Source organism: Cellulomonas denverensis, from assembly GCF_012396125.1.
Classification (GTDB): domain Bacteria; phylum Actinomycetota; class Actinomycetes; order Actinomycetales; family Cellulomonadaceae; genus Cellulomonas; species Cellulomonas denverensis.
Genome location: NZ_JAAXOX010000005.1, coordinates 159348 through 179347, shown reverse-complemented (window position 1 = coordinate 179347; position 20000 = coordinate 159348). Strand labels below are relative to the sequence as shown.

Here is a 20000-nt window from a genome sequence, read left to right as displayed (position 1 = left end):
CCGCGCACTGCCCCGGCATCACCCACTCAGGGCGGCCACCCACCGTTCGATCCGGCGGGCCCGGGTCTGCGGTGTCGCCGCCGTCACGACCTGGTGCAGCACCGAGTACCGGGCGGACCGGCCGAGCGCGGCGAACGCCTCCGCGGCGGCCGGTGCGGCGGCGAGCGCGTCCAGCAGATCCTGCGGCACCTCGATCGCCGCGGACCCGGCGTAGGCCCGGTCCCAGCGCCCGTCGGCCCGGGCGGCGTCGACCTCGGCCAGCCCGCGCGGCCGCATCCGGCCCTCGGCGGTCAGCCGGGCGATGTACTCGACGTTGCGCGCCGACCACAGGCTGCGCGGCCGGCGCGGGGTGTAGCGCTGCAGGAAGGTGCCCGCGTCCCGGCCCTTGCGCTGCCCGTCGATCCAGCCGGAGCACAGCGCCTCGTCCAGCGCCTCGGTGACCAGCAACCGGGTCGGGTCGACCGTGCCCTTCTTGGCCAGCACCAGCCACACGCCGTCCGAGTCCGACTCGTGCGCATCCAGCCACGCCCGCCAGGCGGCGGCATCCGGCAGCAGCAGCGGTTCCATCCGGACATGGTGCCGCGCGGGTCCGACACCCGCTCAGCGACGCCGGTCCGAGCCGGTGGGCCAGGATCCGGGGTCCGGTGCGGGGGTGGTAGACCCACCCCGATGATGACGGTGCCCCGAGTGGGATTCGAACCCACACTGGATCGGGTTTGAGCCGAACGCCTCTGCCGGTTGGGCTATCGGGGCCGTGTGACGCCATCCTAGCGGCGCGTAGCGTTCCTCCGTGCCCCGTCCCCCCACCGCCGCCCTGATCGAGGAGTTGCGCGCCGCCGGCTGCGTCTTCGCCGAGCAGGAGGCGGCCCTGCTGACCGAGGTCGCCGCCGACCCGGCCGCGCTGCGCGCGCTGGCCGCCCGGCGCATCGCCGGTGAGCCGTTGGAGCAGGTGCTGGGCTGGGTGGAGTTCGCCGGTCGCCGGATGCCGGTGGCGCCGGGGGTGTTCGTGCCCCGCCGGCGCAGTGAGCTGCTGGTCCGGGAGGCGGTCCGGTCCGGCGGCCGGGTGCTGGTCGACCTGTGCTGCGGCAGCGGGGCGATCGGGGTGGCCGCCGCCCTCGCGCTGCCGGGCAGCCGGCTGTGGTCCTGCGACCTGGACCCGGCCGCCGTGGCCTGCGCCGCCCGGACCATCGCCGAGGCCGGGGTGGACGGGCAGGCGCTGACCGGTGACCTGGACGCCCCGCTGCCCGCCGAGCTCACGGGCCGGGTGGACGTGTTGCTGGCGAACACCCCCTACGTGCCGACCGGTCAGATCGCGCTGATGCCGGTGGAGGCCCGGGAGCACGAACCGCTGCTCGCCCTGGACGGGGGTGCGGACGGACTGGCCCTGCACCGGCGGGTGGCCGCGGCCGCCCCGCACTGGCTGCGCCCCGGCGGCACGCTGGTGATCGAGACCTCGGCCGCCCAGGCGGAGCGCACCGCGGCGGCCTGCGCGACGGCCGGGCTGGCCCCACGCATCGTCACGGACCCGGATCTGGGCGCGACGGCGGTGGTCGCCACCCGGCCCTGAAGGGCAAGATCGTGCCCATGACGCGCGCACTGCTGGTGGTGGATGTGCAGAACGACTTCTGCGAGGGCGGCGCCCTGGCCGTGGCGGGCGGGGCGGCGGTGGCCCGGGCGATCACCGGCTACCTGGACCGCTCGGCCGGCGACTACGCCCTGGTCGCGGCCACCGCGGACTGGCACGAGCCGCTGCCGGACAGCAATGACGGCCACTTCGCGGTGGATGGCGACCCGGACTACGTGACCACCTGGCCGGAGCACTGCGTGCGGGACAGCACCGGTGCGGCCTTCCACCCGGAGCTGCGGCTGCCGGAGGGCACGGTGCTGGTGCACAAGGGCCAGGGCCGCCAGGACTACTCGGGCTTCGCCGGGCAGCTGGTCGGGCGCCCCGGCGATCTGGCCGCGGCGCTGCGCGAGGCCGGGGTGGACCAGGTGGACGTGGTCGGCCTGGCCACCGACCACTGCGTCACCGCCACCGCGCTGGACGCCCGGGAGGCCGGGTTCGGGGTCCGGGTGCTGACCGACCTCACCGCCGGGGTGGCCACCGCGACCACGATCGCCGCACTGACCACCCTGTCGCGCGCCGAGGTGGAGCTGACCACCGCTCAGCCCTGATCGGAGCGCAGCGTGCCGGTGGCCCGGAAGGTGTCCGCGATCTGTTGCGCCTGGGCCGACACCAGGCGGCGGTACACGTCGTAGGCGGCGTCGATCCGCTCGGGCAGCTCCCCCCGGTTGCGGGCGAGCTGCCAGTCGCGTTTGGCCGCGGCGATGTCGGCGTTGGTGATCACCACCTGGTCGTCGTCGTCCTCCATGGCGGCAAGGATGCGTCCGATTTGCCCGATTTGCGAGCCTCCACCCAGAGGATTCACCCGACCGGCTCGCCCTGCGGGAACCCGGTCACGCCTGGCACTCTGTGCAGGTGAGGACTTTCGGATGAGGATCTGGCCCGGACGCCCCTACCCGCTGGGGGCCACCTACGACGGCAGCGGGACCAACTTCGCGCTGTTCTCGGCCGTCGCCGAGCGGGTCGAACTGTGCCTGGTGGACGCCGACGGCAGCGAGCGCCGGATCGATCTGCCCGAGGTCGATGCCTTCGTCTGGCACGGCTACCTGCCCGCGGCCCAGCCCGGGCAGCGCTACGGCTACCGGGTGCACGGGCCCTACGACCCGGCTGCCGGGCACCGCTGCGACCCGAACAAGCTGCTGCTCGACCCGTACGCCAAGGCGATCGACGGGCAGATCGACGGCGACCCGTCGCTGTACAGCTACACCTTCGGCGACCCGCAGACCCGCAACACCGCGGACTCGGCCGGGCACACCATGACGTCGGTGGTGGTGAACCCGTACTTCGACTGGGGCCACGACCGCCCGCCGCAGCACGAGTACCACGAGTCGGTGATCTACGAGGCGCACGTGCGCGGCCTGACCAAGCTGCACCCGGAGGTGCCCGAGGACATCCGCGGCACCTACTCGGCGCTGGGTCACCCCGCGGTGGTCGAGCACCTCACGGATCTGGGGGTGACCGCGGTCGAGCTGATGCCGGTGCACCAGTTCGTGCACGACCCCGCCCTGGCCGACCGCGGACTGACCAACTACTGGGGCTACAACACGATCGGCTTCTTCGCCCCGCACAACGGCTATGCGGCCTACGGGTCCACCGGCCAGCAGGTGCAGGAGTTCAAGGCGATGGTCAAGGCGCTGCACGCCGCCGACATCGAGGTGATCCTCGACGTGGTCTACAACCACACCGCCGAGGGCAACCACCTGGGCCCGACCCTGAGCTTCCGCGGGATCGACAACGCCTCCTACTACCGGTTGGTCGACGACGACCGGGCGCACTACTTCGACACCACCGGCACCGGGAACTCGCTGCTGATGCGCTCCCCGCACGTGCTGCAGCTGATCATGGACTCGCTGCGGTACTGGGTGCACGACATGCACGTGGACGGCTTCCGCTTCGACCTGGCGGCCACCCTGGCCCGGCAGTTCCATGAGGTCGACCGGCTGAGCGCGTTCTTCGACATCGTGCAGCAGGACCCGGTGATCTCCCAGGTGAAGCTGATCGCCGAGCCGTGGGATCTGGGCGACGGCGGCTACCAGGTCGGTGGCTTCCCGCCGCTGTGGTCGGAGTGGAACGGGCGCTACCGGGACACCGTGCGGGACTTCTGGCGTGGTGAGCCGTCCACCCTGGCCGAGTTCGCCAGCCGGCTGTCCGGGTCCTCGGATCTGTACGAGCACACCGGGCGCCGGCCGATCGCCAGCGTGAACTTCATCACCGCCCACGACGGCTTCACCCTGCGCGACCTGGTGTCCTACAACGAGAAGCACAACGAGGCCAACGGCGAGGACAACAAGGACGGCGAGTCGTTCAACCGGTCCTGGAACTGCGGGGTCGAGGGCCCGACCGACGATCCCGAGGTGACCGAGCTGCGGCAGCGCCAGTCCCGCAACTTCCTGGCCACCCTGCTGCTGTCCCAGGGCGTGCCGATGCTGGCGCACGGCGACGAGCTGGGCCGCACCCAGCAGGGCAACAACAACGTCTACTGCCAGGACAACGAGCTGTCCTGGGTGGACTGGGACCTGGATGCCACCCGGGAGCAGTTGCTGGAGTACACCCGCACGGTGGTGGCGCTGCGCCGCGACCACCCGGTGTTCCGCCGCCGCCGGTTCTTCGCCGGGGCGCCGGAGCGTGGCGGGGAGTCCGACCTGCGCGACATCGCCTGGCTGGACCCGTGCGGCACGCACATGTCGGACGAGCAATGGCAGGAGGCCTATGCCCGCTCGGTGATGGTCTTCCTCAACGGTGACGCGATCGCGGAGCCGGACCTGCGCGGCGAGGAGGTGGTGGACGACTCCTTCCTGGTGCTGTTCAACGGTGCCCCCGAGCCGGTGACGTTCTCCCTGCCCGGCGAGGACTACGGCGATACCTGGACCGTGGTGCTGGACACCGACAGCCAGTTCGAGGCCGGGGAGGTCAAGAAGGCCCGGGCCGAGCTCAGCCTGGCGCCGCGCTCGCTGGTGGTGCTGACCCGTCCCCCGATGGCCGAGGCCGAGGCCGGCGAGTGAGCGAGCCCAGCACCCCGAGCCGCCGGCTGCCGGCGCCGGGCCGCCCGGTCCCGGTGTCCACCTACCGGCTGCAACTCGGACCCGACCTGTCGCTGGACGACGCGGCGGACCTGGTGCCCTACCTGGACACGCTCGGCGTCACGCACCTGTACCTGTCGCCGGTGCTGCGGGCCGCGCCGGGCTCCACCCACGGCTACGACGTGGTGGACCATGACGAGGTCGCCCCGGAGCTGGGCGGCGAGGACGCGCTGCGCCGCCTGGCCGAGGCCGCGCACGCCGCCGGGCTGGGCCTGGTGTTGGACATCGTGCCGAACCACATGGCGGTGCCCACCCCGGTCTGGCACAACCGCGCGCTGTGGTCGGTGCTGGCCGAGGGGCCGGAGTCGCCCTACGCGGCCTGGTTCGACGTGGACTGGTCCGCCGGTGAGGGTGCGGTGCTGATGCCGGTGCTGGGCGACCGGATCGGGGCGGTGCTGGCCCGGGGCGAGCTGACCCTGGACACCGACGACGACGTCGGCCCGGTGCTGCGCTACTACGACCACGTGTTTCCGGTCCGGCCCGGCACCGAGGCGCTACCGCTGGGCGAACTGGTCGAACGTCAGCACTACCGGCTGGCGTACTGGCGGGTCGCCGACGAGGAGCTCAACTACCGCCGGTTCTTCGACGTGGGGACGCTGGCGGCGATCCGGGTCGAGGACCCCGAGGTCTTCGACGCCACCCACGCCCTGGTGCTGCGGCTGCTGCACGAGGGCGTGATCGACGGGTTGCGGATCGACCACCCGGACGGTCTGGCCGACCCGGCCGGCTACCTGGCTCGGCTGCGTGAGGCCACCCGCGGCGCCTGGGTGGTGGTGGAGAAGATCCTGCAGAACGACGAGGAGCTGCCCCCGGGCTGGGACACCGCGGGCAGCACCGGGTACGACACCGCCTGGCGGATCCAGCAGACCTTCGTCGACCCGGGCGGCGGCGGGAAGCTGGGCGCGCTGATGCACCGGCTGACCGGCGACACCACCGACGCCCTGCCCGCGCTGATCGACCAGGCCAAGCGGGAGGTGGTGGACCGGGCGCTGTACGCCGAGGTGCACCGGCTGACCGAGCTGGCCGCGGAGGTCTGCTCCGGCGACCTGCGGCTGCGCGACCACACCTGGCGGTCGCTGCAGGACTGCCTGATCGAGCTGCTGGTCGCGATGGACCGCTACCGGGCGTACGTGGTGCCCGGCGAGGCGCCGCACCCGGAGGACGTCGAGGTGCTGTCCGCCGCCGCCGCGCTGGCCCGCACCCGGCTGTCGCCCGAACGCGCCGCCACGATGGACGTCCTGGTCGACCTGCTGCTCGGCCGCGAGGTCGGATCCGCCGGCCGGACCCGCGATGCCCGTCGCGACGAGCTGATCGTGCGCTTCCAGCAGACCTGCGGCGCGGTGATGGCCAAGGGCGTCGAGGACACCGCGTTCTACCGCTGGACGCACCTGATCTCGCTGTGCGAGGTCGGCGGGGAGCCGGACCGGTTCGCGCTGTCCCCCACCGAGTTGCTCACCTGGGCCGGCCGGATGCAGGTCACCTCCCCGCTGGGGATGACCACGCTGTCCACCCACGACACCAAGCGCTCGGCGGATGTCCGGGCCCGGATCGGCGTGCTGTCCGAGCTGCCGGTGGAGTGGGCGGAGCTGGTCACCGGCCTGCGCGCCGCCTCGGCCGCCTGGCGCCCGGCACTGCTGGACGGCCGGACCGAGAACCTGCTCTGGCAGACCCTGGCCGGCACCTGGACCGCCGAGGGCCCGATCGAGGCCGAGCGGCTGACCGAGTACCTGACCAAGGCGGTGCGGGAGGCCAAGCAGCACACCAGCTGGACCTCACCGGACGAGGCCTACGAGTCCGCCGTGCTGACCGCCGCCCGCCAGGCGGTGGCCGACCCGGCGATCGCCGAGCTGTTCACCCGGTGGGAGCTGCGCACCCGGGAGGCCGTCCGGGCGGCCACCCTGGGCACCGCGCTGGTCCAGTTGACCCTGCCCGGCGTGGCGGACGTCTACCAGGGCACCGAGGTGCCGGCGGTGGCGCTGGTCGACCCGGACAACCGGCGACCGGTGGACCACGCCGCGATCGCCACCCGGCTGGCCCGGCTGGACGAGGGCGCTGGACCCCGGGACCTCGCGGACGAGAAGCTGCTGGTCACCGCCACCACGCTCCGGCTGCGGCGGGAGCTGCGCGAGGCCTTCACCGGACCGGAGGCGGGCTTCGTGCCGCTGGCGCACTCCTCCGGGCACGCGATCACCTACGCCCGGACCGTGGCCGAGCAGCCCCAAGTCGCGGTGGTCGCCACCCGGCTGGCCGCCTCGGTGGAGCGGATGGGCGGCTGGGCCGAGCACACCGTGGCGTTGCCGGAGGGCCGGTGGCGCGAGGTGTTCACCGACCGGGAGGTGACCGGGGGCGTGCGGCACCTGGCCGGACTGCTGGACCGGCTGCCGGTGGCGCTGCTGGTCAGGGAGGACTGAGCGATGCGGGTGTGGGCACCGCAGGCCCGGACCGTGGAGCTGGTGCTGCCCGGCCCGGACGAGGGCGGCGACGAGCGGCTGGCGCTGGACCCCGGTGACGGCGGCTGGTGGGCCGGCGCGCACGACCTGCCGCACGGTACCGACTACGCGCTCAGCCTGGACGGCGGCCCGCCGCGGCCCGATCCGCGCTCGCCCTGGCAGCCCGAGGGCGTGCACGGCCCGTCCCGGGTGTTCGACGCCGGCCGCTTCGACTGGGCGGACGGCGCCTGGGCCGGGCGGGACGTGCGCGGGGCGGTGATCTACGAGCTGCACGTGGGCACCTTCACCGCCGAGGGCACCCTGGACGCCGCGATCCCCCGGCTCGGTCACCTGGCCGACCTCGGCGTCGAGGTGGTCGAGCTGTTGCCGGTGGCGCCGTTCAACGGGCGGCACGGCTGGGGCTACGACGGGGTGTCGCTGTACGGCGTGCACCAGCCCTATGGCGGGCCGGCCGCGCTGCAACGGTTCGTCGACGCCGCGCACCGGGCCGGGCTGGCGGTCTGCCTGGACGTGGTGCACAACCACCTGGGGCCGTCCGGGAACTACCTGGCCGAGTTCGGGCCGTACTTCACCGACGCGCACCAGACGCCGTGGGGCGCCGCGATCAACCTGGGCGAACCCGAGGTGCGGCGCTGGATCATCGACTCCGCGCTGCGCTGGCTGCGGGACTTCCACGTCGACGCGCTCCGGCTGGACGCGGTGCACGCGCTGGTCGACGACACCCCCCGGCACGTGCTGGCCGAACTCGCGGACGCGGTGGCCGCCCTGGCGACCGACCTGGGCCGCCCGCTGTCCCTGATCGCCGAGACCGACCTGAACGACCCGGTGTCGATCACCCCTACCGCCGAGGGTGGCTGGGGCATGACCGCGCAGTGGGCGGATGACGTGCACCACGCCGTGCACGCACTGCTCACCGGCGAGCGGCAGGGGTACTACGTCGACTTCGGCAGCCCGGAGACCTTGGCGCACGCGATGACCCGGGTGTTCGTGCACGAGGGCGGGCACTCCACCTTCCGCGGCCGGGACTGGGGCCGCCCGGTGCCGGACGGGGTGGATGGCCACCGGTTCGTCGTCTTCGGCTCCGACCACGACCAGGTGGGCAACCGCGCGCTGGGCGACCGGCCCTCGGACCGGCTGGATGACGACGCCCTGGCCGCGGAGGCCGCACTGATCGTGCTGTCGCCGTTCACCCCGATGCTGTTCATGGGCGAGGAGTGGGGCGCACGCACCCCCTGGCTGTTCGTCACCGACCACCCCGAACCGGAACTGGCCGAGGCGGTACGCCAGGGCCGGTCCGCCGAGTTCGGCTCGCACGGCTGGGCCACCATGTACGGCCGCACCGACGACGAGTTCACCGTGCCCGACCCGCAGGCCGCCGAGTCCCTGGAACGCAGCCGGCTGGACTGGGCCGAGCCCGCACTGCCCGGACACCGCCGGCTGTACGACTGGTACCGGCGACTGATCGCCCTGCGCCGGGAGGTCGACGACCTGGGCTCCGGCGACCGATCCCGCACGGCGCTGACCTGGGACCCCGCCGCCGAGGGGTCCGGGGGCACGGCCGAGGACCACTCCCCGGAGGCGGCCCGCGACCGGGCCTGGCGCAGCTGGCTGGTCCTGCACCGCGGCGACGCCCGAGTCGTGATCAACCTGTCCGGCGACGAGCAGACCGTCCCGCTGAGCCGCACCGGCTCCCCGCAGGTACTGGCGGCCTGGGCGGCGGGCGGCGCGCGGGTGCTCACCGACGAGGACGGCGCCCGGGTCGTGGTGCCCGGGCACACGGTGGTCGTCCTGCGCTGAGCCCGAGTGGCGTGCTGCGCTGAGCCGCGGGCGTGCTGCTCGGACCCCGCGGGCCTGCCCGCCCGGGTCAGCTGCAACGAGAGTGCACGAATGCACGCCTCCCGAGCCTGGAGGCCTGCAAACGTGCACTCTCGGCGCCGCGGGCTAGCTGTCCTGCGGCGCCGCAAGCATCCCGGGCGACGCGCGGGATGGGCGGCACGCGGGTTGCCGGGTGGAGTACTGCTCGGACCCCTTGAGCGCACCCGCCTGCGTCACAGCGCAGCGAGAGTGCACGAATGCACGCCTCCCGAGCCTGAAGGCCTGCAAACGTGCACTCTCGGCGACGAGGGCTAGCTGTCCCGGCGACGCCGCGGGCATCTCGGGCGACGCGCGGGATGGCCGGGCGGCGCGGCACCCGGGGTGCCCGCGTAGCGTGCTGCGCCGGCCCCGCGGGCCGCCCGCCCGGGTCAGCGCGCGGCGAGAGTGCACGAATGCACGCCTCCCGAGCCAGGAAGGCTGCAGATGTGCACTCTCGGCGCAGCGGGTGGGCCGTCCTGCAGCGTCGCGGGCGGCCCGGGCGGCGCGGCCGGGCTGTCCTGCAGCGGCCCGGACATCCCGGGCGATGCGGGCGACGCGCAGGGTGCCCGGGCGGGGCAGCACGCGCGCGCCGGCCGGCGTCAGGCCAGGAACTCCGCGCGGCCGCGGTCGACCAGGGCGCCCAGGCGGGACAGCGCGCGGTAGTACTTCTTCCGGTAGCCGCCCGCCAGCATCTCGGGACTGAACAGCGACCCGGCACCGGCGGAGCCGAGCAGCACCGGGACGTCGCGGTCGTACAGCCGGTCGACCAGGACCACCAGGCGCAGGGCGACGTCCTGGTCGGGCACGGGGCCGGCGGCGGTGAGGCCGACCAGGCTGGTGCCCTCGACCAGTGCGCCGTACCGGCTGGGGTGTACCCGGGACAGGTGGGCCAGCAGGGTGGTCCAGTCGTCGCAGGTGGCGCCGGGAACCGCGCCGGTGGCGGCGATGACCTGGTCGTCGGTGAGCGGGATCGTGTCGGTGACCACGGCGCGCTGCCGGTAGTCCGGCCCGTCGATCCGCAGCACCTCGAACCGGCCGGACAGGTCCTGGATCTCCCGCAGGAAGTCGTCGGCGGCGAACCGGCCCTCGCCCAGCGACTCGGGCAGCGTGTTGGACGTCGCGGCCAGCGCCACCCCGCGGTCGGTGAGCTCGCGCAGCAGCCGGGACATCAGGACGGTGTCGCCGGGGTCGTCGAGCTCGAACTCGTCGATGCAGACCAGGCGGCGACCGGCCAGCGCGTCAACGGTCGGCCGGAAGCCGAGCGCGCCGACCAGGTTGGTCCACTCCACGAAGGTGCCGTAGGCGGCGCCTTCCCCGACCGCCGAGGCCAGCGAGGTCAGCAGGTGGGTCTTGCCCACCCCGAAGCCGCCGTCCAGGTAGACCGCGGGCACCGGGCCGGGCTTGCGCCGGAACAGGCCACCGCCGGAGCGCCGGGCGGTGAGCGTGGCCGCGACCTCCCGGAGCCGGGCCAGCGCGGCGGACTGGGAGGGATGGGCCGGATCCGGCCGGTAGCTGTCGAAGGACTCGGCGGCGAAGTGCGGCGGCGGCACGCGCTCGGCCAGCAGCCGCTCGGGGGCCACCTGCGGGCTGCGGTCGGTGAGGGACGCCGTCGTCGGCGAGGTCCGGCTGGTCACGGGCGGACAGCCTAAGCGCCGACGGCCCTGCGGGCGACAGCACGGCCGACCACCGGAACCCGGTCGGCGCCCCGGCCTGCGGACCTCCTGCGATCCGCCGTACCCTCGGCCCATGCCCCCCGAGCTGCCGACCCTCGACATCCTGCTGCCCGCCGAGCGCGCCGGGGAGCGCCTGGAGCCCACACCCGGTGAGCCGGTGCTGCGCGCGTTCTACGCCCACCCGGCACCCCGGCCGGGCCGGAGCACCGCGGTGCGGGCGAACATGATCGCCACCCTGGACGGCTCGGCGCAGGGGCCGGACGGCCGGTCCCGGAGCATCAACGGCCCGGCGGACTGGCGGGCGTTCCGGGTGCAGCGCTCGGTGGCGGACGTGGTGCTGGTCGGCGCCGGGACCGCCCGGGACGAGGGCTACGGCCCGCTGCGGGTGCCGGCGGACCTGCGGGCGGCGCGGGCCGAGCGCGGCCAGGACGAGCGGCTGCCGATCGCGCTGGTCACCCGCACCGGCGAGCTGCCGGAGAAGCTGCGGGACGTGCCCGCCGAGGACCGCCCCTACGTGGTGACCGTGGCGAGCAACCCCCGGCTGGGCGATCTGGACCCGGAGCGGCTGATCGTCGCCGGGGACACCACCGTGGACCTGGCCGCCGCCCTGGACGCGCTGGCGGCGCGGGGCCTGACCCGGGTGCTGGCCGAGGGCGGTCCCCGGCTGCTGGGCGACCTGACCGCCGCCGGACTGGTCGACGAGCTGTGCCTGAGCACCAGCCCGGTGCTGACCGGCGGGCCGGGGGTCCGCCCGGTGCACACCCTGGACTGGCTGGCCCCCACCATCGCCGCCAGCCCGGCGCACCTGCTGCACAGCGACGGGATGCTGCTCGGCCGGTGGCTGCTGCGGCCCGGACGGCTAGGCTCGGACTCGTGACCGACACGATCCTGGTCCTGACAGAGGACACCCTGACCTCGGCGGATGTGGCGCACATCCTCTCCCTGCACGGCGACGAGCAGCTGGCCTACCGGGTGCTGGTGCCCGCGGACACCGAGCGCAACGTGCTGGTGTCGCTGGTCGACCAGCTGAGCCTGGGCGAGCTGCGCGAGGCACTGGACACCGTGCTGGGCCGCGAGCCCGCACCGGAGCGGGCCACCGCGACCGCCGCCGAGCAGCTCTCCGCGTCGCTGGAGGCGCTCGACGCCGCCGGGGCATCGGCGACCGGCACCGTGGTCGACGACGACCCGCTGCCCGCCCTGCGCGCCGCCCTGACCGAGACCGGGGCCCGCGAGGTCGTGGTGGCGACCTACCCGCACGCGCTGGAGGACACCTTCCATCAGGACTGGGCCTCCCGGGCGCGCGAGGAGCTGCACGTGCCGGTGCTGCACCTGTACCTGGGCACCTCCGAACTCGGCTGAGCCCGCAGCCCCAGGTCTGTACCGGATGGGGACTTAGGCCTCGTTTCCCGGGCCCGGCGCGCCGTTAGGTTGGCCGGGTGAGAGACGACGTCGTGCTGCACCCCGACCATGTCGCGCGGATCGTCGGTTATCTGCAGGACGGCACCCACGTCCACATCACCGGGTTGCGCGGCTCGGGCCGCAGCGCGGTGCTCGGCCAGGTCACCGACCGGCTGGCCGGGCTGGGCATCTCGGTGGTGGCGGTCCGCGGGATGCGGGCGCTGCGGGACCGGCCGCTCGGCGCGCTGGCGGTGGCCGGTGTCCCGGTGGCGAGCACCCCGCAGCCCCTGACCATGCTCACCTCGGCGGTGGACGGGCTGGCCGGGCTGCTGGCCTCGCCGGCCTCCGCCCTGCTGGTGGACGACGCCGACGAGCTGGACGCCACCTCGATGGCGGCGATCCTGGCGGTACAGGCCCGGTTGCGCACCCGGGTGGTCACCGCGGGCCGGCCCGACCACGCCCCGGCCACGCTCACCGACGAGCTGCGCCCGGCCGCCCGGGTGGACCTGGGCCCGCTGCCCTTCGACGGGGTGCACCGCCTGCTGCACTCCATGCTCGGGCGCGGGGTGGAGCCGAGCGCGGTCGCCCGGATCGCCTCGGCCTCCGGCGGCCTGCCCGGGCTGGTGGAGGCGCTGGTGGACACCGCGCGGCGGGAGAACCGCCTGGTGTTGCGGGACGGACTGTGGGTGGCCCGGGGCGACCTGTGGACCAGCCCGCTGTCCCAGACCGTGGAACCCTTCCTGACCGATCTGGACGACGACGCCCGGGAAGCGCTCACTCTGCTGGCCTTCGCCGGGACCGTCTCGCTGGAGACCGCCGGGGAACTGGTCGGCGTGGACCGGCTGACCGCGCTGGACGACGCCGGACTGGTCCAGGTGGTCTCCGACGGCGACCGCACCCTGGTGGGCGTGTTCCCGCCGGTGGTCGGCGACTACCTGGTGCACGAGACCTCGGTGACCCGCTCGCTGCGCGCCACCGGGCGGGTGGCCGGGATCCGGGCCGGACAGGGCAGCGCGCGGATGCCGGTGGAGAGCCGGGTGGTCGCCCCGGTGGTCAGCCGGCTGTTCGCCGCGCACTGGTCCGAGCGCCGGACCGAGCTGATGCGCGAGTGGCAGGCCGACCGCACCGACCCGGTGCCGGCGACCGAGCTGGTCGAGGCGATGCGGCTGACCCATGCCCGGCCGCACGAGGTGTCCACCGTGCTGGAGGCTGCGGGGCTGACCGAGGACCAGGTGGACGCCCCGGATGCCGAACTGGCCCGCGCCCGGGAGGCCGAGCACCTGGTCGCCACCGGCCGGGTGGGCGCCGCACTGGAGCTGCTGGCCGGCTTCCACCCCGCCCGGGCCCGCGCCCGCCGGGTGGCCGGGACCGCGCACGGCCTCGCCCTGCTCTACTCCTGCGAGGTGGAACGCTCCGCGCGGCTGGCGCTGGCCGAGGTCGAACGGGCCCGGCAGGAGCTGGACCCGGTGGCCCTGATGGCGCATTCGACCGTGGCCGGGCTGGCGCTGGCGGTGCTCGGCCGGGCGATGGAACTGGACCGGCTGGTCTGCGACGCGCTCAGCCTGCCCACCGCCTGCCCGCAGGAGCCGGAGCTGGTGGTCGGCCTGGTGGCACTGGCCGCGGAGGCGACCACCTGGCAGGGCCGGGCCGACTTCGCCGCCTCGCTGGGCATCCAGGCCCGGTCGATGGACCCGCGTCCCGGCCCGCACCCGTACCAGGCGACCCAGCTGATCGGCGCCCTGATCCGGGACGACGACGACCCGGCGGTGGCGGCCGAGACCGCCGAGGAGATCTGGCAGGTGGCCCGGGAGCGCCTGGACCGCGGCTACCTGCCCGCCGGCATCCTGGCCGGGGTGCTGGCGGTGGACCGGTTCCCCGACACCGAGCGCGCCGCCGTGCTGGTCGAGGCCGCCGAGCGCTGCCCCGACGCCCCACTGCTGCGGCACCTGGCCGAGTACGCGACCGCCGTGGCCGCGGGCTGCCCGGAGCGGCTGGCCGAGCTGGAGCCGGTGCTGCGCCGGGCCGGGCTGCGCCAGTTCGCCGTGCGGGCCGCGGTGGCGCGGGCGGTCCGGTTGATCGCCGAGGGCCAGCCGGCCGCGGCGACCGAGCGGGCGGACACCGCCTGGAGCCAGGGCGGCTTGCGCGGCCGGGACCTGTGCGGGCTGTTCCTGCCCTTCGACCGGGCGGTGCGGCTGACCTCCCGCGAGCGCGAGGTGGCGGTGCTGGTCGCCCGAGGCCTGTCCTCGCCGGAGATCGCGACCCGGATGGTGCTGTCCGCCCGGACCGTCGAGCACCACATCCTGTCCGCCTGCCGGAAGGTCGGGGTGAACAGTCGCGAGGGCCTGGCCAAGGCCGCCCGGACCTGGCTGACCTGCACCATCCGCTGACACGCGACAGCGGGTGGGGTCACCATCACGAGACCCCACCCGCTGCGTCCGGAACGACCTCAGCCCTCCCGGAAGGCGATACCCATGCCGCCGCGCGGGTATCGCCAGCTCAGTGCCCCCGGGTCGGCGACCGCCAGGCAGGCGCCGCACTCGAAGCAGGCGGCGTACTCGGCGCTGATCGTGCCGTCCGCCTCCCGGGTGTAGACCTTGGCCGGGCAGACCGCGATGATCCGGTCGCCGGTGCCGGTGGAGCGCGCGAGCTCCTGGTCGATCCGGATGTGCGACTCCTCCTCGTCGGTCAGGTAGGAGTTCGCGGCGAGCCGGTCGGGGATCTGGTGCAGCTTCACAGTGCCCGCACCCCCGCCAGTCCGTCGGAGACCAGGTCGCGCAGGGTGACCGGCGACTTCTTCAGCTCCGCCCGGGCCGTCTTCAGCAGGGGCCGGCGCGGGCTGAGGTCGTGGTCGAACACCCGGTGCAGGATGTCGCCGAGCAGCGTGCCGTAGTCGTGGTACATCCGTTCCCTCTCCAGGAAGGCGGGCGCCTTGGCGTAGGTCTGCAGGTCCTGCCCGGCGAAGGACGCCATCAGCGCCTCCCGGTAGGCCGCGAGCCCGGTGGCACTGACGTCGCCGGCGTCCAGCGCCGCGCCGATCGCGTCCGAGGCGGCGATCCCGGAGGCCGCGGCCAGGTCCATCCCGCGCACGGTCAGCCCGGTGTTCAGGGTGAGCCCGGCGGCGTCCCCGACCACCACCATCCCGTGGGTGACGATCTGGCCCAGCATGGCCAGGCCGCCCTCGGCGACCAGGTGGCTGCCGTACTCGGCGATCTCGCCACCCTCCAGCAGCGGGGCGATCGCCGGGTGGGTCAGGAAGTGGTCGAAGATCTCGGCCGAGTCGGCACCCTTCGCGACCAGGTCGTCCAGCCGGAGCACCACCCCGATCGAGAGCGAGTCCCGGTTGGTGTAGAGGAAGCCGCCCCCGCCGATCCCGCGGGTGCAGTCGCCGACCACCGCATAGGCGGCGCCCTCGTCGGGTCCGACGCCGAACCGTTCCTGGATGGTGGCGGCGGGCAGCGAGACCACCGCCTTCACCCCGAGCGCGAGGTGGTGGGTGGGCTCCTTCTTCCGCAGGCCGGCGGCCCGGGACAGGAAGGAGTTGACCCCGTCGGCGGCGACCACCACCCGGGCGCGCAGCTCCTCCTCCCCCGCCCGGATGCCGACGATCCGGTCGTCCTCGCGGAGCACCTCGTCGACCTTGACCCCGGCCAGCAGGTCGACCCCGGCCTCCTCGCACTGTTCGCCGAGCCAGGCATCCAGCTTGGCCCGCAGCACGGTGACCCCGTTGACCGGCTCGGCCAGCCGCGGGTCCCGGTAGTCGACCGCCACCGCGGAGTCGGCGTTCAGGAACTGGATCACGTTCCGGGTGATCCGGCGCTCCACCGGCGCCCGGTCCAGGAAGTCCGGGAACACCTGCTCCATCACCCGGCAGTAGAACACCCCGCCGGAGAGGTTCTTCGACCCCGGGGCGACGCCACGTTCGATCAGCGCCACCGACCGGCCCTGCTGGGCCAGCCGGTAGGCGGTGACGCAGCCGGCGATGCCCGCGCCGACCACGATGACGTCGAAGTCCGACTCGACGTCGGTCACGACAGTGCCTCGGTGAGCGCCGGGACGATCTGGTACAGGTCACCGACCAGGCAGTAGTCCGCCTCGGCGAAGTACGGGCAGGCCGGGTCGGAGTTGATCGCGACCACGGTGCCGGCCCCGCGGGCGCCGACGGTGTGCTGCAACTGGCCGGAGATGCCGACCGCCAGGTACAGCGCCGGGGCGACCCGCTGGCCGGTGACGCCGACGTACCGGTCGTGGCTGAACCAGCCCACGCCCTCGGCCAGCGGCCGGGAACAGGCGAGCTCGGCGTCCAGCGCGGTGGCCAGTGCCTCGACCAGGGCCAGGTCCTCGCGGGCCTTGACCCCGCGGCCGGCCGACACGATCCGGCCGGCCTTGCCCAGGTCCACCGCGGCCCGCTCGGCCGGGCTGGTGGCGGTGATGGTCACACCGGTCGCCGGGGCGCCCTCGATCTCGGTCACCGGGGCACTGCCGCCGGTGGCCGCCGGTCCGCCGTCGCCGATCACCACGGCGGTGCCGGTGACCTGCTCGGTGCTGCGGGCGATCCCGCCGGCCACCGACCGGGTCAGCTGCACCGTGTCGCCCTCCACCCGCAGCTCGGCCACCTCGGTGAAGGCCGGGGCGCCCAGCCGAGCGGCGACCGCACCGGCGAGCACCCGCTCGGCGGGCCGGCCGGCGGCGAGCACCAGGGCAGGCGGGGTGGCGGCCACCGCAGCGGCCACGGCCGGGGCGGCGGCCTCGGCGGGCACGCCCTCGGGCAGCGGCAGCCAGTGCACCGCGTCCAGTCCGGGCACGGCGGCCACCGCGTCGGCGGCGGCGCGGTCGCCCACCACCAGGGCGGTCACCGGTGCGTCGGCGCGCTCGACCAGCGCGGAGATCCGGGCGTCGCCCGCGGTCAGGATGATCGTGCTCATGTCCTTCGTCTCCCTCAGATGACGGCGTCGGCGCGCAGGGCCGCCACCAGCTCGGCCGCAGCGGCGGCGGGATCGGCGGCGTCGATGACCTGCCCGCGGCGGGCCTTCAGCTCCGGCGGCGCGGTGGCGATCACCTGCACCGCACCGGGCGGCACCGGCACCGCGGCGGTGTCCAGCACCTCGGCGGGCCGCTTGCCGGCGGCCAGGATGTCCTTCATTCCCGGTACCCGGGGCTGGACGGCGTCGGCGGCGACCGCCAGCACCGCCGGACCGGTCAGGGCCAGGGTCTGGCTGCCGCCGTCGTGACCGCGCTCCACGGTCAGCGACCCGGCAGCGCCGGACACCGCGGTCACCCCGGTCAGGGCCGGCCAGCCGAGCGCCCCGGCCAGCACGGCCGGCACCAGCTGCGCCCCGACGTCCACCGAGGAGTCCCCGGTCAGCACCAGGTCGACGTCGCCGATCCGCTGCACCAGCGCCGCCAGCGCCAGCCCGGTCCGGGTGGTGTCGGCGCCGGCGAGCGCGTCGTCGGCGAGGATCACCGCGCGGTCCAGGCCGCGGGAGAGCGCGGCCTTGCGGGCCATCGGCGACCCGGCGTCCGCACCGCCCACGCTGATCCCGATCAGTTCGGCCCCGGTGGCGTCGGCCAGCACCCGGCCGAGCTCGACCGCGACCGGGTCGTACTCGGAGACCGCGGGCTTGGCCCGGCCCCAGTCCACGACGCCGTCGGCGCCGACACTCGCGTCCTGCGGGTTCGGGGCCCACTTGTAGGCAACGACGATCTTCACGTGGTCCTCTTCCTTCGACCGAGCGGCAAGGCGGCCGATTCGGTCAGCGTCAGGCCCCGGGTCTCCGGGGCGAACAACACGGACACCAGCAGGCCGAGGCCGGAGATCGCGGCGCCGGCCAGCATGGTGGCCTGGGTGCCACGGGCCAGCAGGAAGCCCGGCAGCACGTAGGTGGAGATGACGGTCCCGATCCGGCTGAAGGCCATCGCGGCCCCCACCGCCGAGGCGCGGATCTCGGTCGGGAACAGCTCGTTCGGGTACAGCCACTGCAGGTTGCCCGGGCCGCCGGAGAAGAAGGCGTACAGCCCCAGGCAGCCGATCACGACCAGCATCGCCGGGGCGCCGATCAGCCCGAGCAGGCCCAGGGCGGCGGTCATGATCGCGAAGCTCACGATCAGCAGCCGCCGGCGGCCCCAGGAGTTCGCCCAGTACATCGCCGGGATGCAGCCGATCAGGAAGAACGTGCCGATCACGATCTCGCCCAGAGTGGCGATCTGCCGCTCGCCGAAGCCGAGCTCGGTCATGATCTGCGGCCCATAGGTGTAGATGGCGAACATCGGCACCGCCTGGCACAACCAGATCGTCCCGACGAACACCACCTTGCCCAGGTAGCCGCGGCGGAACAGCGTCGCGTAGGACACCGTGTCGGTCGCCTCGGGCTCCAGTTCGACATCCGCGCCGAGCACCCGGTGCACGATCTCCCGGGCCTCGGTCACCCGGCCGCGCCGGGACAGCCAGCGCGGCGACTCCGGGATGTCCCACCGGCCGATCAGGATCACCAGGCAGGGCACCACCGCCGAGGCCAGCATCCAGCGCCAGCCGCCCTCGACGTCCAGCAGCAGGTAGCCGACCAGGTACGCGACATTCGCGCCCAGGTACCAGGCGGCCGCGATCAGCCCCATCGACACCGCCCGGTGGCGCCGCGGGGTGAACTCCGCGACCAGCGAGGTGGCGATCGGGTAGTCGGCGCCGATCACGATCCCGATCGCGAACCGGGCCAGCACCAGCTGCCAGGGCGCCCCGACGAAGGCCGTGGCGATCGAGATCGCGCCGATCCCGACGATGTCGATCACGAACATCCGCTTGCGGCCGATCCGGTCGGTCAGGTACCCGCCGACCGAGGTGCCCAGGAACAGCCCGACCAGGGCGGCCGCGCCGACCAGCGCGGTCCACCCGGCGTCCAGGTCCAGGGCCGGGGTGAGCTGGATCAGCGCCACCCCGATGATCGACAGCACGTACCCGTCCAGGAACGGGCCACCGGCGGAGAAGGCCGTCACCCGCTTCAGGAACGGCGTCATCGGGACGTCGTCCAGCATCACCCGGCCCGGGACCGGCCGCCCCGGGCCGGCGGCAGGACTCACTTCCACTCGATGACCCCCCAGTTCAGGAAGGGCTTGGCGGTCGGGTCGTCGGCGTTCACCAGGCGGAAGTGCACCCGGCCCTCGTCCATCCGCCACAGTTCGGTGCGCACCGTGGTGCCGGGCAGCACCGGGCTGGTGATCCGGGTCTTGAACCGGGTCAGCCGCTCCGGCTCACCGGGGAACAGCGCGCCGATCGCGTGCCGGCAGACCACCCCGGCGAAGCTGACCGCGTGCAGGATCGGGCGCGGCTGGCCGTTGGCGGCGGCGTACTCCCAGTCCACGTGCTGGGGGTGGTAGTCGCCGGACAGCCGGTAGATCAGCGCCTGGTTCTCCGGGATCCGCTCCTCGATCGCGATGTCGGCCGGGCGGTCGGGCATCTCGACCAGGTCCTTGGGCGCCGCCGGCCCGCCCCAGCCGCCGTCGTAGATCAGGCAGTCCCAGGACTCGTTGGTGAAGATCAGGTTGCCGTCGCCGTCGTAGGTGTCCCCGACGTGCTGGGCGAGCAGGCCCTTGCCCTCGCCCCGGTCGTAGAGGCCCTTGAGCAGCACCTTGGTGGACAGCGTCCCGGCGAGCTGGGTGATCGGCCGGTGGAAGGTCAGGTCGAAGCTCCAGTGCAGCGACCCGGCGTAGTTGTAGCCGTAGTCGATGGTCCGGGTGACCTCGGAGTCCACGATCGGCATCGCGCCGAAGGTGGGCAGCACCTTCATGTCCTTCTCGTACACGTACTCCAGGTCGGTCCGGCCGTCGATCGCGCAGCCCGAGCCGAGGGCGAACAGGCTCAGGTCGCGGGTGGTGTACTCGCGCTCGAACGGGCCGAACCACTGTCCGACCATCTCGGTCTTGATCGCCATCT

At 74.2% G+C, this 20000-nt stretch carries 17 protein-coding genes and 1 tRNA gene; 8 read left to right on the top strand and 10 right to left on the bottom strand.

The window, feature by feature from the left end:
• Positions 1–18: 18 nt before the first annotated feature.
• Together HGA03_RS11940 and HGA03_RS11935 are read right to left on the bottom strand one after the other, a co-directional pair.
• On the bottom strand, positions 19–567 hold the full coding sequence (locus HGA03_RS11940) for a YdeI/OmpD-associated family protein (RefSeq protein ID WP_168630497.1): 549 nt from the start codon (positions 565–567) through the stop codon (positions 19–21).
• A gap of 112 nt (positions 568–679) precedes the next feature.
• A tRNA-Leu gene (locus HGA03_RS11935) sits at positions 680–753 on the bottom strand.
• Between the two features lie 37 nt (positions 754–790).
• Between HGA03_RS11935 and HGA03_RS11930 the strand changes: the two genes are divergently transcribed.
• Both HGA03_RS11930 and HGA03_RS11925 read left to right on the top strand, forming a co-directional pair.
• A complete protein-coding gene (locus HGA03_RS11930; RefSeq protein WP_203767103.1) occupies positions 791–1567 on the top strand; it encodes a putative protein N(5)-glutamine methyltransferase in 777 nt (258 codons plus the stop codon).
• 17 nt (positions 1568–1584) lie between these two features.
• Positions 1585–2175 (top strand): isochorismatase family protein, encoded by a 591-nt coding sequence (locus tag HGA03_RS11925; protein WP_168630496.1) that lies wholly within the window; start codon positions 1585–1587, stop codon positions 2173–2175.
• Here the strand turns inward: HGA03_RS11925 and HGA03_RS11920 are convergent.
• The gene (locus HGA03_RS11920; protein ID WP_168630495.1) at positions 2166–2372 is read right to left on the bottom strand and encodes a hypothetical protein; all 207 of its coding nucleotides are present in this window, start codon (positions 2370–2372) and stop codon (positions 2166–2168) included. The two genes, HGA03_RS11925 and HGA03_RS11920, sit on opposite strands and share 10 nt — an antisense overlap.
• Positions 2373–2493: 121 nt before the next feature.
• On the opposite strand from HGA03_RS11920, the gene glgX reads away from it, so the two are divergent.
• Genes glgX through treZ form a run of 3 tightly spaced genes read left to right on the top strand, consistent with a single transcriptional unit; the run spans position 2494 to position 8951 of the window.
• A complete protein-coding gene (glgX, locus tag HGA03_RS11915; protein WP_168630494.1) occupies positions 2494–4626 on the top strand; it encodes a glycogen debranching protein GlgX in 2133 nt (710 codons plus the stop codon).
• The gene (treY, locus tag HGA03_RS11910; protein ID WP_168630493.1) at positions 4623–7115 is read left to right on the top strand and encodes a malto-oligosyltrehalose synthase; all 2493 of its coding nucleotides are present in this window, start codon (positions 4623–4625) and stop codon (positions 7113–7115) included. Before glgX ends, treY begins: the two co-directional genes overlap by 4 nt.
• Positions 7116–7118: 3 nt before the next feature.
• On the top strand, positions 7119–8951 hold the full coding sequence (treZ, locus tag HGA03_RS11905) for a malto-oligosyltrehalose trehalohydrolase (RefSeq protein WP_168630492.1): 1833 nt from the start codon (positions 7119–7121) through the stop codon (positions 8949–8951).
• A 656-nt stretch (positions 8952–9607) separates the two neighbouring features.
• Here treZ and zapE read toward each other — a convergent pair.
• The gene (gene zapE, locus HGA03_RS11900) at positions 9608–10642 is read right to left on the bottom strand and encodes a cell division protein ZapE (RefSeq protein ID WP_239073457.1); all 1035 of its coding nucleotides are present in this window, start codon (positions 10640–10642) and stop codon (positions 9608–9610) included.
• A 112-nt stretch (positions 10643–10754) separates the two neighbouring features.
• Here zapE and HGA03_RS11895 point away from each other — a divergent pair, with 112 nt between their 5' ends.
• From HGA03_RS11895 to HGA03_RS18975, 3 genes are all read left to right on the top strand, one after another.
• On the top strand, positions 10755–11558 hold the full coding sequence (locus HGA03_RS11895) for a dihydrofolate reductase family protein (protein WP_168630490.1): 804 nt from the start codon (positions 10755–10757) through the stop codon (positions 11556–11558).
• The gene (locus tag HGA03_RS11890; protein ID WP_168630489.1) at positions 11555–12040 is read left to right on the top strand and encodes a hypothetical protein; all 486 of its coding nucleotides are present in this window, start codon (positions 11555–11557) and stop codon (positions 12038–12040) included. The genes HGA03_RS11895 and HGA03_RS11890 overlap by 4 nt, the downstream gene beginning before the upstream one ends.
• Before the next feature lie 77 nt (positions 12041–12117).
• The gene (locus HGA03_RS18975; RefSeq protein ID WP_168630488.1) at positions 12118–14466 is read left to right on the top strand and encodes a helix-turn-helix transcriptional regulator; all 2349 of its coding nucleotides are present in this window, start codon (positions 12118–12120) and stop codon (positions 14464–14466) included.
• A 59-nt stretch (positions 14467–14525) separates the two neighbouring features.
• Here HGA03_RS18975 and HGA03_RS11880 read toward each other — a convergent pair whose 3' ends face one another.
• From HGA03_RS11880 to HGA03_RS11855, 6 genes are read right to left on the bottom strand one after another with little or no spacing between them, the layout of a single operon-like run.
• Positions 14526–14813 (bottom strand): ferredoxin family protein, encoded by a 288-nt coding sequence (locus tag HGA03_RS11880; protein WP_168630487.1) that lies wholly within the window; start codon positions 14811–14813, stop codon positions 14526–14528.
• On the bottom strand, positions 14810–16108 hold the full coding sequence (locus HGA03_RS11875) for an FAD-dependent oxidoreductase (protein WP_168630486.1): 1299 nt from the start codon (positions 16106–16108) through the stop codon (positions 14810–14812). The genes HGA03_RS11880 and HGA03_RS11875 overlap by 4 nt, the downstream gene beginning before the upstream one ends.
• A complete protein-coding gene (locus tag HGA03_RS11870) occupies positions 16105–17001 on the bottom strand; it encodes an electron transfer flavoprotein subunit alpha/FixB family protein (RefSeq protein ID WP_168630485.1) in 897 nt (298 codons plus the stop codon). The genes HGA03_RS11875 and HGA03_RS11870 overlap by 4 nt, the downstream gene beginning before the upstream one ends.
• A gap of 14 nt (positions 17002–17015) precedes the next feature.
• Positions 17016–17786, bottom strand: coding sequence for an electron transfer flavoprotein subunit beta/FixA family protein (locus HGA03_RS11865; RefSeq protein ID WP_168630484.1), 771 nt, complete (start codon positions 17784–17786; stop codon positions 17016–17018).
• Entirely contained in the window at positions 17783–19147 is a 1365-nt protein-coding gene (locus HGA03_RS11860) for an MFS transporter (protein WP_203767106.1), read from the bottom strand. Before HGA03_RS11860 ends, HGA03_RS11865 begins: the two co-directional genes overlap by 4 nt.
• Complete coding sequence (locus HGA03_RS11855) at positions 19144–19998, bottom strand: MaoC/PaaZ C-terminal domain-containing protein (RefSeq protein ID WP_168630483.1); 855 nt, start codon at positions 19996–19998, stop codon at positions 19144–19146. Before HGA03_RS11855 ends, HGA03_RS11860 begins: the two co-directional genes overlap by 4 nt.
• Positions 19999–20000: the final 2 nt, after the last annotated feature.